This is a genomic window from Vibrio sp. MarTm2 (assembly GCF_027587055.1).
Classification (GTDB): domain Bacteria; phylum Pseudomonadota; class Gammaproteobacteria; order Enterobacterales; family Vibrionaceae; genus Vibrio; species Vibrio sinaloensis_D.
Genome location: NZ_JAPPTK010000006.1, coordinates 24,639 through 39,962, shown reverse-complemented (window position 1 = coordinate 39,962; position 15,324 = coordinate 24,639). Strand labels below are relative to the sequence as shown.

General features: G+C 47.4%; 7 protein-coding genes. 2 read left to right on the top strand and 5 right to left on the bottom strand.

From position 1 onward, the window contains the following. Positions 1-469: 469 nt before the first annotated feature. Positions 470-7,264 carry a VCBS domain-containing protein gene (locus tag OH458_RS13190; RefSeq protein ID WP_269978653.1) on the bottom strand — a complete coding sequence of 2,265 codons (6,795 nt, stop codon included), beginning with the start codon at positions 7,262-7,264 and terminating at the stop codon, positions 470-472. A 307-nt stretch (positions 7,265-7,571) separates the two neighbouring features. Between OH458_RS13190 and OH458_RS13185 the strand changes: the two genes are divergently transcribed. Beyond that, entirely contained in the window at positions 7,572-8,867 is a 1,296-nt protein-coding gene (locus OH458_RS13185; protein ID WP_443088521.1) for a TolC family outer membrane protein, read from the top strand. Between the two features lie 2 nt (positions 8,868-8,869). Next, the gene (locus OH458_RS13180) at positions 8,870-9,484 is read left to right on the top strand and encodes an OmpA family protein (protein WP_269978651.1); all 615 of its coding nucleotides are present in this window, start codon (positions 8,870-8,872) and stop codon (positions 9,482-9,484) included. Between the two features lie 63 nt (positions 9,485-9,547). On the opposite strand, the gene nhaA is transcribed toward OH458_RS13180, so the two are convergent. The 4 genes from nhaA to OH458_RS13160 all read right to left on the bottom strand — a co-directional run bounded on the left by nhaA (position 9,548) and on the right by OH458_RS13160 (position 15,209). Beyond that, entirely contained in the window at positions 9,548-10,735 is a 1,188-nt protein-coding gene (nhaA, locus tag OH458_RS13175; RefSeq protein ID WP_269978650.1) for a Na+/H+ antiporter NhaA, read from the bottom strand. Between the two features lie 251 nt (positions 10,736-10,986). Beyond that, positions 10,987-12,102, bottom strand: a complete 1,116-nt coding sequence (locus OH458_RS13170; protein WP_269978649.1) for a lipocalin-like domain-containing protein — start codon at positions 12,100-12,102, stop codon at positions 10,987-10,989. Between the two features lies 1 nt (position 12,103). Then, complete coding sequence (locus OH458_RS13165; RefSeq protein WP_269978648.1) at positions 12,104-14,557, bottom strand: ABC transporter permease; 2,454 nt, start codon at positions 14,555-14,557, stop codon at positions 12,104-12,106. Beyond that, positions 14,538-15,209 carry an ABC transporter ATP-binding protein gene (locus OH458_RS13160; protein WP_005471946.1) on the bottom strand — a complete coding sequence of 224 codons (672 nt, stop codon included), beginning with the start codon at positions 15,207-15,209 and terminating at the stop codon, positions 14,538-14,540. Before OH458_RS13160 ends, OH458_RS13165 begins: the two co-directional genes overlap by 20 nt. Positions 15,210-15,324 lie beyond the last annotated feature (115 nt).

Below are 15,324 nucleotides of genomic sequence, written 5' to 3'. Positions count from 1 at the left end.
TACAGTCAGCCGCCCCAATGAAGTGAATCGGGTACGACAAATCGCTCCGCATCACAAGACGCGGGTTACATGTAAGAAATTAGATCAAGGTTCAGTAATGCAACTGTCTTGCAGAACAGGGCATTGAGGGAGAACGAAGCTGATTATTGTGTGTTTGTTAAGTGAGTTCAATGTTGGGTTTCCCATTCACATGCCGCATCCACGACATTAGTATCCCGTCTATCGGTAAAAGAACTTACCGATACCTACCCTACGCGATGCTCACTCAGCCCGAATGAACACCTCGCGTATCCCCCAGAATGTCTTTACTAGACTCTCGTCCGAGATTGCGCGCGAAAATATCATAAAATAAAATCTTCTGGCAACAATTTTTCACTTTTGAATGTTAAATTATTTATTCATCTATCAAAAAGAGGCGAGCGTCTTAACTCGCCTCTTTATCTTTAGCTAAAAACACTCTCGAGCGCACTTACGCCGCGTCAGTTTTTAGGACTTGAGTGAGCATTTCCAGCTCATCAGTTATCGCATTGTTTACGATGAGACCCGCATCAGCAAAGCTGTCATAGACACCCTCCAAAACAATGGTCTGCTCTCGACCTTCATCACTCACGGTAAAGACTACATCGTCTTCACTGATACTCACGTCTATTTGATTAACCAAATCGGCGACTTCAACGTTGTCATCGTCTTGCAGTATTTCACGCAAGTCGATTAAGTCACTGCCTAATTTGAAGTTATCAATCACATCAGTACCATTGTCCAGCGTGGTATCAAGCCAAGTAAACACGTTGCTATTGTCGTCACCAAGCATCATTTGATTACCTAGCTGTGCGGTTAAGTCTTCCCCTAACTCGGCAGATAGCACCGTGTATTCCGGAGAATCAGACACATCGATGGTAACGGTCGCTTCATTGCTTATTGCCAGATCAGAGTCGACAGCGACGTAATCGAACGACACATCTTCCGTGATGTCTTGGTTGCCGGATAAGTATCTAAACTCCCAATTACTCCCTGTTGAACTGAGCTCCATTTTCGTGATTGGATTGTCAGGAGATGAATAGCTAAACTCATAAAGAATTTTGTCGTTTCCAACCTCCCCTTCATCTTTTTGATACTGCTCCACAGCCGTCGTGCCATCTGCAAAGGTGTATGTGACCTCAACATAGACGTTGCTATTTGTGTTAAAACCCGCGCCCATTCCATCTAGACCAAATGTCACCACATCCAATGGGTTATCGCTCAAATCAACAATTAATGTTTCCTGCGCGTTTAGCCCGTTGCCATCAGTATCACCAATCCCCCATCCAACGTGAGCAGGACCGCCAGTGTACTGTTTGAGTGGTTTGTCATTGTTATCAGTAATACTGATGCCAATTGTGTTGCCGTTGTCCAGCGTGATGAGTCGCTCGGTATCGCTGACATACTCACCCCAGTTGTAGAATCCATCTTCATCCAAAACAATATTGTCCGGATCACCAGAGTAACCTATTTCAAAGGCCTCCCCTGGTCCTGGAACATAGCTGATGTTATCAGGATCAAACAATTTGCTAGAGTCAATCTCGGCACCGATCACATGCAGATCCGCTTCGGTAATGACACGAGTGTCACCAAAGTCATCGGTGTACAGCAACGTCCCATATTCTGGTAAGGAAGTCAGCATGACGTTGAGTTGTACATCGTTGAAATCGTCGTCTTCATCTGAAATATGGTCAAATTCCTCAACATCAGAGTCAAACACAATCGGGATCACGATGGCTTCTCCGGCATCAACCTCAAAGTCCTCTGCCACCGGCAACTCGTTGACATTCAACTCGGTAAGAACCACATCAATATTGGTCGACTTCTGAATACCGAATCCATCCACTTCTGTGGCGGTTACCACTAATGTATGCGCATTGGCCAATGCCTCGAAGTTGTTTGTAAACGCAAGCACACCAGCAGCCGTTAGGGAAATTGAACCACTTGAAGAGTCAATCGTAAACAATGGCTCATTCGCATCGTTGGTGACATTGGTGGTGATACTGTAGGTGACGTCTTCGCCATCAGCATCGGTTGCAGATACGGTTCCGATAACATGTTCGTCGCTGTTGTTTTCATCGTAGGAGAATGAATATTGGTCACCATCATTCGCATCAAACACCGGAGCATTGTCATCAATATTGAGTTCTTCAAGCGTGACTTGAACGTCAGTAGATTTAATTGGACCAAGTCCATCAACTTCCGTAGCGGTCACGACAAGACTGTGAACATTGCCCGCAAGTTCAAAATCATTGGTAAAGGCAATCACACCAGCGACCGTCAAACTAATTTGACCGCTACTGGTATCAATTTCAAACAATGGCTCGTCTGCATCATTGACCACATTTTCTTTAATGCTGTAAACAATCTCCTCGCCATCACCATCTGTCGCTGAGACAGTGCCGATTACATAGTCATCGCTAGAGTTTTCATCATAGCTAAAGTAGTACTCGCCTTCTTGATTAGTGTCATTGAAGGTAGGGTCGTTGTCATCCAGATTCAGCTCACTGAGCTCAACATTGATGTTGGTGGATTTCACGTCACCTAAGCCTTCATCTTCGGTGGCGGTGACGACAATGTTGTGCACGTTCGACGCAAGCTCAAAGTCATTGGTAAACGCCGCTACCCCGGCTGCCGTTAAGCTGATCTCGCCGGAATTGGCGTCAATTTCAAACAGCGGCTCATCGGCATCATTAGTGACATTGGCGGTGATGCTGTAGGTGACATTTTCACCGTCGCCATCCACCGCCGCTACGGTGCCAATCACATCGCTGTCGAGTGAGTTCTCGTTGTACTCAAACGCGTAGTCCTCGACGGGGTTATCGTCATCATCGACAAAGATTGGGCTGTCTTCATCCAGGTTCAGCTCACTGAGCTCGACATTGATGTTGGTGGATTTCACTTCGCCTAAGCCTTCGTCTTCGGTGGCGGTCACCACAATATTGTGCACGTTTGACGCAAGCTCAAAGTCATTGGTAAAGGCGGCGACCCCGGCTGCCGTTAAGCTGATCTCACCGGAGTTGGCGTCGATTTCAAACAATGGCTCGTCGGCGTCGTTGGTCACATTGGTGGTGATGCTGTAGGTGACGTTTTCGCCATCGCCATCCACCGCCGCTACGGTGCCAATCACATCGCTATCGAGTGAGTTTTCGTTGTACTCAAACGCGTAGTCCTCCACTGGATTGTCGTCATCATCGACAAAGATTGGGCTGTCTTCATCCAGGTTCAGCTCACTGAGCTCAACATTGATGTTAGTGGATTTCACTTCGCCCAAACCTTCGTCTTCGGTGGCGGTCACGACAATATTGTGCACGTTTGACGCAAGCTCAAAGTCATTGGTAAACGCCGCTACCCCTGCTGCCGTTAAGCTGATCTCGCCGGAATTGGCGTCAATTTCAAACAGCGGCTCATCGGAGTCATTGGTGACATTGGTGGTGATGCTGTAGGTGACGTTTTCGCCATCGCCATCCACCGCCGCTACGGTGCCAATCACATCGCTATCGAGTGAGTTTTCGTTGTACTCAAACGCGTAGTCCTCCACCGGATTGTCGTCATCATCGACAAAGATTGGGCTGTCTTCATCCAGGTTCAGCTCACTGAGCTCAACATTGATGTTGGTGGATTTCACGTCACCCAAGCCTTCGTCTTCGGTGGCGGTGACCACAATGTTGTGCACGTTTGACGCAAGCTCAAAGTCATTGGTAAACGCCGCCACCCCAGCGGCGGTTAAGCTGATCTCACCGGAGGTGGCGTCGATTTCAAACAGTGGCTCGTCGGCGTCGTTGGTCACATTGGTGGTGATGCTGTAGGTGACGTCTTCACCGTCGCCATCAACGGCGGAAACTGTACCAATCACATCGCTATCAAGTGAGTTCTCGTTGTATTCAAACGCGTAATCCTCCACCGGATTGTCGTCTTCATCGACAAAGATAGGGCTGTCTTCATCCAAGTTCAGCTCACTGAGCTCAACATTGATGTTGGTGGATTTCACTTCGCCCAAACCTTCGTCTTCGGTGGCGGTCACGACAATATTGTGCACGTTTGACGCAATCTCAAAGTCATTGGTAAAGGCGGCGACCCCGGCTGCCGTTAAGCTGATCTCACCGGAGTTGGCGTCGATTTCAAACAGTGGCTCATCGGCGTCGTTGGTCACATTGGTGGTGATGCTGTAGGTGACGTTTTCACCGTCGCCATCGACCGCCGCTACGGTGCCAATCACATCGCTATCAAGCGAATTTTCGTTGTACTCAAACGCGTAATCCTCCACTGGATTGTCGTCATCATCGACAAAGATTGGGCTGTCTTCATCCAGGTTCAGCTCACTGAGCTCAACATTGATGTTAGTGGATTTCACTTCGCCCAAGCCTTCGTCTTCGGTGGCGGTGACCACAATGTTGTGCACGTTTGACGCAAGCTCAAAGTCATTGGTAAACGCCGCCACCCCAGCGGCGGTTAAGCTGACTTCACCGGAGTTGGCGTCGATTTCAAACAATGGCTCATCGGCGTCGTTGGTGACATTGGTGGAGATGCTGTAGGTGACGTTTTCGCCATCGCCATCCACCGCCGCTACGGTGCCAATCACATCGCTGTCGAGTGAGTTCTCGTTGTACTCAAACGCGTAATCCTCCACTGGATTGTCGTCGTCATCGACAAAGATTGGACTGTCTTCATCAAGGTTTAGCTCACTGAGCTGGACATTGATGTTGGTGGATTTCACTTCGCCCAAGCCTTCGTCTTCGGTGGCGGTGACCACAATATTGTGCACGTTTGACGCAAGCTCAAAGTCATTGGTAAAGGCGGCGACCCCGGCTGCGGTTAAGCTGACTTCACCGGAGTTGGCGTCGATTTCAAACAATGGCTCATCGGCGTCGTTGGTGACATTGGTAGCGATGCTGTAGGTGACGTTTTCACCATCGCCATCAACAGCGGAAACTGAACCAATCACATCGCTGTCGAGTGAGTTCTCGTTGTACTCAAACGCGTAGTCCGCCACCGGATTGTCGTCGTCATCCACAAAGATGGGGCTGTCTTCATCCAGGTTTAGCTCACTGAGCTCGACATTGATGTTGGTGGGTTTCACGTCGCCCAAACCTTCGTCTTCGGTGGCGGTGACCACAATATTGTGCACGTTTGACGCAAGCTCAAAGTCATTGGTAAACGCCGCCACCCCAGCTGCGGTTAAACTGATCTCGCCGGAATTGGCGTCAATTTCAAACAGCGGCTCATCGGCGTCGTTGGTGACATTGGTGGCGATGCTGTAGGTGACGTTTTCACCGTCGCCATCGACCGCCGCTACGGTGCCAATCACATCGCTATCAAGCGAATTTTCGTTGTACTCAAACGCGTAATCCTCCACTGGATTGTCGTCATCATCGACAAAGATTGGGCTGTCTTCATCCAGGTTCAGCTCACTGAGCTCAACATTGATGTTAGTGGATTTCACTTCGCCCAAGCCTTCGTCTTCGGTGGCGGTGACCACAATGTTGTGCACGTTTGACGCAAGCTCAAAGTCATTGGTAAACGCCGCCACCCCAGCGGCGGTTAAGCTGACTTCACCGGAGTTGGCGTCGATTTCAAACAATGGCTCATCGGCGTCGTTGGTGACATTGGTGGAGATGCTGTAGGTGACGTTTTCGCCATCGCCATCCACCGCCGCTACGGTGCCAATCACATCGCTGTCGAGTGAGTTCTCGTTGTACTCAAACGCGTAATCCTCCACTGGATTGTCGTCATCATCGACAAAGATTGGGCTGTCTTCATCCAGGTTCAGCTCACTGAGCTCAACATTGATGGTGGTGGATTTCACGTCACCCAAGCCTTCGTCTTCAGTGGCGGTGACCACAATATTGTGCACGTTTGACGCAAGCTCAAAATCGTTAGTAAAGGCGGCGACCCCGGCTGCGGTTAAGCTGATCTCACCGGAGGTGGCGTCGATTTCAAACAGTGGCTCGTCGGCGTCGTTGGTCACATTGGTGGTGATGCTGTAGGTGACGTTTTCGCCGTCCGGATCAGATGCAGACACAACACCGATGACGTCAGTATCAGTCACATTTTCGTTGTAATTAAACGAGTAGCCGCCATCATCGACATCCTCAAAAGTCGGTGGATTATCGTCTAGGTTTTGCTCATTGAGGAAAACATCAACGTCCACAGATTGAGGCTCTCCAACCCCATCTCCCTCTGTCACGGTAACAACGATATTGTGCGAATTGGAAAGTTGTTCAAAATCATTCACAAAAGCAGCAGTACCCGCTTCAGTTAAGCTGATTTCCCCTGTTGCAGGGTTAATTTGGTAAAGGTCGTTGCCCTCGCTGTCTTGAAGGTTAGTAGAAATACTAAAGATTAAAACGCTATTGTCCGGATCCGTCGCGGCAACTTGGCCTATTGTTTCTCCTGCACTTGCTCCCTCAGAATAGTCGAACGAGTAAGAGCTCACATTAAACGGTGCGAGATTAACATCATCTGCTGGTGCTTCTTGCCCTGTCGCCACAAATTCCGGTAAGTCATTGGTCCCATCAATCGCAACGGAGACACTTGCAATTGTGCCATCTCCAGACTGAACTTCAAAAACTTCTACAATAGAGTCGCCAACGTTTAGCTCATCGAATGCGTGATCAGCGGTAAACGTCCAATTGCCCTCAGCATCAATCGAAAATAGACCATACTCTCCTTGCACGTCCGTTTGAGGAATGAAGCTTGTATCCTCCGACTCTGTCGCAACCAAGCTTCCCGTCAATACTAACGGTTCGTCTGTTTCATCCGCTCTGACTGAGTCATCGCCCAAAATAATCGCTTGAGGTGTCAATGAATCTTGTACGACATCCAACAGAGAGAGACTTTGAGTTTCAGAAAGCCCTTGCGATTCCAATCCCGTTGTATCGAACGACGTTGACGCTATGGTTTCCGTGCCTATACGTTCGATATCACCAGAACCCGTCAGGCTAGATCCATTTTGCCCACCCGCAGCGGTCGCAAACTCTTCGTTCAAGGTTGGATCGACGCCTTGCTCGATCTGGTCAAAAATGGCCGCTATTTCATTGTCTAAGTTGAGCTCATTCAACACACCATTGTCGTTAACTAGCTGCGCATCTATCTGAGGAGGCGCACTATCACCTTGTTCGGCAGAGACGACCACTTCACCAGGTTGTGGGGATTCACCAGGAAGTAACTCTCTAACCTGGCCATTGGCATCAATCACGACGACTGAATTTGCTATTGCTAATAAGGACGAACTGTTCGTATTCATAGTCAAACTTCCTAGTTGTATGACTAATTGAAAAGCCAAACTTCGGCTATCCAGTTTTTTAAACGTAAGGGTGCATCCTATAAAGCTAGTCGTCTCACAACTGATAAACCAATTAATGACAAAAAAGTACCAACGAAACTTGATAAAAACATTATTAAAACAGTTAAAAGTTAAGACATGACGCTCACTTTTTGACTAACTAGACTAAGCTTTTCTTATCATTAGTACCTGTTCTCCATCACAAACCCATTTTCGTGAGCCGCTCACGCTCGCGCTTAAGGAGGCCACCTTGAACTGGAAAACATCCATGATTGCCAGTTGTGTCGCACTCGCTAGCTTTAATAGTCATAGCCAAACTTTAGAGCAAGCAGTCGCGATTACCCTTGCAACCAACCCAGAAATTAAAGCTGTGTTTAATGAGTTTAAGAGCGCAGTAAAACAAAATTCTGCGGCTGAAGGCGCCTACCTTCCTAGCATTGATCTGGATGCGGGCATCGGTTACGAAAGGATCAGTCCGGCAGATTCGACCCGGAGAGACACCACTAACTTAACTAGAAAAGAAGCGACCGTGAGCCTAACTCAGCTTATTTGGGATGGGTCAGCGACACTTAACGATATGGATAGAACTGCGGCAGAAGCCGAATCCATACGTTTGCAACTCCTATCAGACGCGTCAGACATGGCATTAAAAGTAACTGATGTTTACTTGGATGCGGTCAAAGCAACCGAAGTGCTCGCACTATCTGAAAGTAATTTAGCGGTTCATAAAGAAATATATAGAGACATAAAACGCAGAGCAGAATCAGGGATTGGATCAACGGCTGATGTTTCTCAAGTCGAAGCGCGAATTGCCAAAGCACATGGTAACTTGCTCGCGGCGCAGAACAACTTGATTGATACCCACACCCAGTTCAAACGATTGGTGGGTCAAGACCCACTGGGATTGATCTACCCGAGAGCAGATGAAAGCAAACTGCCTTTGTCACTCACTGATGCCATCATTCAAGCCAACGACAACCATCCTGTGATCAAGCTCTCGATGATAGATGTCGATGCAGCGCGCTTCCAATACAAACAATCTAAGGGTAGCTTCTACCCCACATTCTCTATTGAAGCGAGCCAAACCTGGCGAGACGATGCCGGAGGCGATGAAGGAAGAAGCGAAGAAACACTCGCGATGATCAGGATGAGATATAACTTGTTCAATGGCGGGTCGGACTCTGATCTTTCAGAAAGAGCTGCGTATCAATTGAATAAAGCCAAAGATCTCAGAGATGACGCATATCGACAAGTTGAAGAAGGATTGCGACTCTCTTGGAGCGCTCTAGATCTTACCCTACAGCAAAAAAACTTCCTTGCAGACCATGTTGACTCAGCAGCTGAAACCGTTATCTCCTATGAGAAACAATATCGAATCGGTCAACGCACATTGCTTGATTTGCTCAACACAGAGAACGAATTGTTTGAGGCGAGAAAAGACTATCTCGACGCTCATTACTCCGAGCAGTACGCAAAATACCGCGTCATGAATGCAACAGGCATTCTTTTAGACGCATTACTCGTTGATACGCCGAAAGAGTGGAACGAAAGAGTGGAGTACTAAATATGAAAATTTTAATCATTGTTCCTCTGTCTGTTTTGGCTACAACGGGTTCTTTTATAACCACAGCACAAGATGAGTACGGCTATATAGCGGCTCCTGTTGCAGAGCAAATTGCGGATTTAACTGACGACGATAAAGATGGGGTGGTTAACGCCCGTGATCTCTGCCCTAACACACCGGAAGGTGCCCTTGTCGATAATGACGGGTGCGGAGAATCGCTCAAAAACGAAGAAGAGCGGCAATTAAGAATTTTATTTGCTAACGATTCCTACGAGATTAATCCGATCTTTTCTGACCAGATCCAGACAATGGCAGAGTTTCTACAAAAATACCAATCGGCCTCTATTCAAATTCAGGGCTTTGCTAGTAAAGTCGGTGCTCCTGAGTACAATCTGGCGCTGTCTAAAAAGCGTGCTCACGCAGTGCAAGATGAACTTATCTCTTTCGATGTTGATCCAAGCCGAGTTTCCATCGTTGGCTATGGTGAAACTCGATTAGAAGCCGAAGGTGACGATGAAACCTCTCACGCCCTTAACCGAAAAGTAACCGCTACCGTTGTAGGATTACGCGAAGTTGTCGTTGAAGAATGGACGATATTTACGTCGAAAGAGAAGTAGCTACCCTAAATACGAAAGCGCCTCGTCATTGACGAGGCGCTTTTTGTTCTCACTTTAGCAAAATTAGTGGTGGGAGTTCACTTCATTTGCATTGTTCGCAGTTGACGCTTTTGCAACTGGCAAAGACAATCTAAGCAACACATAGCCTAACACTGCTGAAACCGTTGATCCCATGAGGATGCCCAATCGAGCGAACGTGTCGAACTGTACGTTCGCTTGGCCAAACGCCAGTGACGATATGAATATCGACATGGTAAAGCCAATACCACACAACACCGATACAGCAAAGATATGCTTAAAGTTGATCCCTTCTGGTAACTTGGCAACACCCAACTTTACTGCAGCCCAGCTGAACGAGAAAATACCCAAAGGCTTACCAACTAATAGACCCAGTGCGATACCGAGTGGCAGCGCAGTGCCTAAGCTTGAAAGTGATACGCCCTCTAGCGAGATACCTGCGTTCGCAAAAGCGAAAATAGGCAAGATTGCGAAAGCAACATACGGGTGCAAGGCATGTTCCATGTGTTTCAATGGAGAGTAAGAGCCGTTATCCCCTTTAAGTGGGATTGCAAAACCGATAACCACACCTGCAAGTGTCGCGTGTACGCCCGATTTGAGTACCGCAACCCACAAGATAAAGCCGACAATCATATAAGGTGTTAGCTTGGTCACATGCTTGGAGTTCAAGAAGAACAGTAGTGCCGTCATGGCAAAACCAATCGCCAATGCCGTGGTTGACAGATCGCTCGTGTAGAACAGTGCGATTATTACCACAACACCAAGATCATCAATGATCGCTAATGCAAGAAGGAACACTTTTAAGCTCACAGGTACACGCTTACCGAGCAGAGCCATGATACCTAGTGCAAATGCGATATCCGTTGCCGCTGGAATAGCCCAACCTTGAATCGCTTCTGGATCACCAGAGTTAAACAATACATATACAAGTGCAGGGGCTAGCATACCGCCAACAGCCGCAATGGCTGGGAAGATAGCGGTCTCTTTAGACTTTAACGCACCTTCAAGAAGTTCTCGTTTTACTTCTAAGCCAATAAGTAGGAAAAATACCGCCATTAAGCCGTCGTTGATCCAGTGCGACACTGACATACCTAACACATAAGTATGAAGCGTGCTCTGGTAAAGCTCCCCTAATGGCGAGTTAGCAATTGTCATAGCGATGGCAGCAGTAATAACAAGCAGAATACCGCCTGCTGACTCCATCTTAAAAAAATCGCGAATAATATCACTCATGATATCTTCCTTATATTTATTATGTTAATAAGCGATTAACAAAGAATACGAGTGTATAGTTTACGAAACCACAGGAATAATCGCTTGTTTAGAGTTTTTATTTCGGAATTTCCGATAAAAACTCGAGCAATTCCTTCCATTTTCTTTAGCCAATTATAGGCAAGATGAAGCAAGAACCCCAGAAATGCAAAAAGCAGCTTCCCATATCACGAGAAACTGCTCTCTATCACCCAAATTGACTACGGGTTTCACTAATAGCCGGTCAACTGCATAAATCCATTCGCATCATGAGTCCCCGTTGTTGTCACTGGCCCCTCCCAATACGGAATCACAAAAGGCAGCCAAGAATCAGCATTCACACTTTGTGTCGTTACACTGATCTCATGCTTCGGAATATCAATAGACCACCGAACAGGTACCACCTTTCCATTTGGTAACATCGTCGATTGTAACGACGCCATCTTCACATCCTCTGACGTGAGGTCAACGACCTTTCCATCTGTGGTTGCTAGCGTGCCAAACAAATATGGCAACTGTTTGTCGTGGCGGTAACGGCTAAGAGACAATGTTTGCTCATCATCTAAATGAAGGACAAACCAGTCCCAACCTTGTTGACCTTCAGCCATCAAGCCACTTCCCCACTCTTTGCTCATCCATGCATTTCCCTGAACGGTTAACAAGCGGCCATCACCCAAGTTGAGGAGTCCTTTGGCTCGCAAGAACGGCGCAGACAAGTTGTAAGAAGAGACAGGTAAAAGATCATGCTTCTGACGATAACCTCGTTCACCGGGTAATACGTAAGGACCGCGCGTAATCGTGGTTAACTGAACATCAAACTCATCGGTCGATACGGTCAGTTGCCCAGGGAATGGCGTATGAGCCAATGAACGCCAACTCCAGTTGTCAATCCATGTTCTAAATGGGCGGTTAGACATCCCAGCCTGGCCAATGCCACCTCGAGCAATACGTTGTTCTCTCCACACGCGTTTTCCGTGGGTCACCACAATATGAGAGACGAAAATCTGCGGGCTTAACCAACCCGACCAATCGCTATCACTGCTTGCGATTCGAAAGTAGCTCCACTGAATGCCGTACTTCTCACCGTATTGATCCGTGACATTAGCAAAGTAGTGCCACCACTCGTGCTGAAAGGCATTATGGAATGCAAAGTCACGCGGCAAAATGACGGGTTCATCAGGCAAAACAGGTTCGAATACTTGATTCGATTGTGCCAGAAAAACAGAACTGACGGCGTCGCTGCTTGAAGCCGCGGTGTTCTTGTCTTCGTCATGATTAGAATAGATGACAGCTACCAAAGACAAAACGGCGAGCACAACAAGAAGAAACGCTATTAATTTTTTGCTCATGTTATAGCGATTCCCTCAATGACTTCATGGCGGTCCCGCGGATCATTCTTAACACTGGTATTGCACCGGCAACGACCAAAGACATCATCGCTAGCAGGCCCGTTTGCAAATATGCACTTGGAATAAATTGCAGCTCTAACGTCCAACCAAACGACTGCTTGATAATAATATCGACGACTAAATTCGCTAAGGCTATCCCTAACGGCATGGCAATCAAAATAGACACTGCACCAAAAACAAAGAGCTGTAAGCTTCCCATTAGGACGAGCTCCCGTCCCGACATTCCCAAGCACCTCAACACTGAGATGTGTTTTTGACGCGAGACTTCCCCTGCAATCGTGGCAAAAAAGATACCGAACACAGCAATCACCAATGTGATGTTACCTAGTGTATCCGCGATAGAGAAAGTTCTATCAAAAACCCGCATCGCTTGCTTATGGATGTGGCTGTTATCGAAAATGCGTTCAGAGTCGATTCTAAATACAGACTCCATCCGGCGTTTCAATCCCATAGGGTTAACGCCGTCATTCAACACTGCACCAAGCGCAACGCTGCCACCGCCTGCAAAAGCGTAGAGCCAATTACGATGTGACAAAAGCACTTGATTGTATGGATTGCCGTAATCGTAGTAGACACCCACGACTTGCCAGCCTTGCCCTAGCCCTTCAGCAAGGTCAACATAATCACCTGGCCTGATATCCAACTTGAGGGCCATCGATTCACTGATCATCACGCCTTTCGAATGATGCAAATGGTACCAATAGTTTGGCACACCTAATTTTACCGTCAGCGCTTCGAGTTCGCCTTCTGATGCCCCAGTGCTAACCACTTGTAATGGCCCTTTTAGGGTGTTGACCTCTTTTTCCCAACGCCACCACACTTTGTCGACTTCAGGCTGCTTACTCAGCCAAGTACTTACACGAGCGGCAGCGTTGGTGTTTGGATAAATATAAAGATCTGCGGCTAAACGCTGGCTCAACCATTTATCCGTTGTATCGCGGAAACTGCCAACCATAGTTTCAACACCAATATTGGCAGCCATCGCAAGCATAAACGCCATGGTAGCCACACCGCGATAACTCATACTGGCAGCCGCATCTGCAAAGAACCAACGAGCTTTCACCCACCTTAATGAGTAAGAGAACCCATCAAACACTTTCCACACAAGGAAAGGAGTAAATAGAGCGACGCTAAGCAACATCAATGCAATGATGACAAAGCCAGACTCTTGCGTTTGAGGGGCTTGATAGATCGCAATCGCTGCAACACATAGCGCACATGCGAGTAGCGCTTGAATCGTAAACTCAGTGCCTGCAAAACGTACCAACGACAAGCGTGTTGTTAAACGAATTGGTTGCGATCGAAGCAAGCGAATCAGTGGCCAAGCACAAGCCACAAACGCCCCAGTCAGTGAAAGGTAGAGGCTATGAAGACTTGAACTTAAGCTCCACTTCAAAGCCAATCCAACGTTAGCATTATAAAGATCGCCTAAACTGGCTGAAACCGCAGGAACCAGTTGATTGGCTAAGAATAGCCCTAACACGTTGCCGCAAACCCAACTCACGACCACAAGGAAAATCAGTTCAAGCAACAGCGCTTGAGCGAGCTGCCATCCAGAGACACCAGTTTGACGGAGAATTCCAACCAATGGCTGACGTTGAACCAAAGACAACGACATCGCTTGATAAAAAATGAACAGGCCAACCAAAAAGGCTAACATCCCCATCGCGCTCAGATTCATATGAAACGCTTGGGTCAAGGACTCCAGTTGAGTACGAGAACTACGGCTTAGTTCCATACCATTTGGTAAAGAGGCTTTCAGTCGAGCCAGTTTAGCTTCTGGCATTTCACCGCAAGCAATAACCGATATTCCCGAACGACGCTCCAACATGCGCAGCAGCGACATATCCGCGATTATACGCGTGCCGTTCAACATACCTTCTGTGTCGACTAGGATTGGCCCCAGCTTACTGGCATCTTCTAAGCGAATAAAATCCCCATTTCGCCACTTCATATGATCCGCGAGATCTTGACTAACCAGTACTGGGTACGGTGGACGCATCAACTTGAGCGATGCGATGTCCTTCAACATCTCACTGTCTTGCATCTTAAGCATGGCAACGGGGTCAATACCCACTAGCACGAGATCGGCCCCCTGCTCAGTATGAACTCTTAAGCTTTCAAACGGTGCGCACTGGTGGAAGCCATCACGACGCAACTGGACATAAAATCCTTGAGGGATCTTGTTGGTCGTATGTTTTGGACGAATACGGTATGGAAGAGGGTTGGAAAACAGCTTTTCGCCATGCTCATAGCTTTGTTTTGCATGGTTGTTAATCGAACTCACACCAACAAGGAGTGAAACACCCAAAGTGAGGCCAAGCCAGACAAGGAGGATTTGAAAAGGATAGCGTCTGTAGTGGCCAAGTAGAGCTTTAACTACGGGCCATAACATGAAGCTGTCCTCCTTGAAGACGAATCTTACCTTCCATGTGGGCAGCGACTCGCTCACTGTGAGTCACCAGTAAAAGCGTGCATTCAAGTTGCTTAGTTAACGAGGTAAGCAATCGCATTACCGCTTCAGCGTTACGTTCATCGAGACTTCCGGTCGGTTCATCGGCTAGCAGAATTTTAGGTTCCATATACAAAGCGCGAGCAATCGCAGCGCGTTGCTGTTGCCCACCAGAGACTTCCTCTGGGTAGCGGCCAAGCAATGGCATAAGATCAAGTGCGGAAAGGATTTGACGCCACAAACCTTGATCTTCAGGTAAGCCTTTAAGTTGACGACAAAAGCGAATGTTGTCAGCGACATTGAGTGTCGGCAGAAGGTTAAACTGCTGGAAAATAAGACCAATGTTGTTTCGTCTATAAGCCGTTCGTTTGCTTTCAGAGACTTGATGCATAGTAAAATTTGGGAACAATATCTCGCCAGAGTCAACCGTGTCTAAACCTGCAATTAGGTTGAGTAACGTACTCTTGCCTGAACCACTCTCTCCCATCAAAGCGATTTGCTCACCTTGGGTTAAAGACAACTCAGCACCTTGTAAAACTGGGTGAAACTCACCACCATCCACATAGCCTTTACTTAGGTCTGTTAGTTGAAGCATCAAAACTCTCGAAAACAAAAAATTCGGACTGTGAATCTACACTAATTCGCCGTAACTAGGAAGCATTTTGGATACTAGATCACAAGATATGCATCGAAATGCAATAAGTTATCGC

Excerpts from the sequence above, each read along its gene's own strand:
- OH458_RS13185 (WP_443088521.1), top strand. The coding sequence starts at position 7,572 with ATGATTGCCAGTTGTGTCGCACTCGCTAGCTTTAATAGTCATAGCCAA.
- OH458_RS13160 (WP_005471946.1), bottom strand. The coding sequence starts at position 15,209 with ATGCTTCAACTAACAGACCTAAGTAAAGGCTATGTGGATGGTGGTGAG.
- nhaA (WP_269978650.1), bottom strand. The coding sequence starts at position 10,735 with ATGAGTGATATTATTCGCGATTTTTTTAAGATGGAGTCAGCAGGCGGT.
- OH458_RS13170 (WP_269978649.1), bottom strand. The coding sequence starts at position 12,102 with ATGAGCAAAAAATTAATAGCGTTTCTTCTTGTTGTGCTCGCCGTTTTG.
- OH458_RS13180 (WP_269978651.1), top strand. The coding sequence starts at position 8,870 with ATGAAAATTTTAATCATTGTTCCTCTGTCTGTTTTGGCTACAACGGGT.
- OH458_RS13165 (WP_269978648.1), bottom strand. The coding sequence starts at position 14,557 with ATGTTATGGCCCGTAGTTAAAGCTCTACTTGGCCACTACAGACGCTAT.
- OH458_RS13190 (WP_269978653.1), bottom strand. The coding sequence starts at position 7,264 with ATGAATACGAACAGTTCGTCCTTATTAGCAATAGCAAATTCAGTCGTC.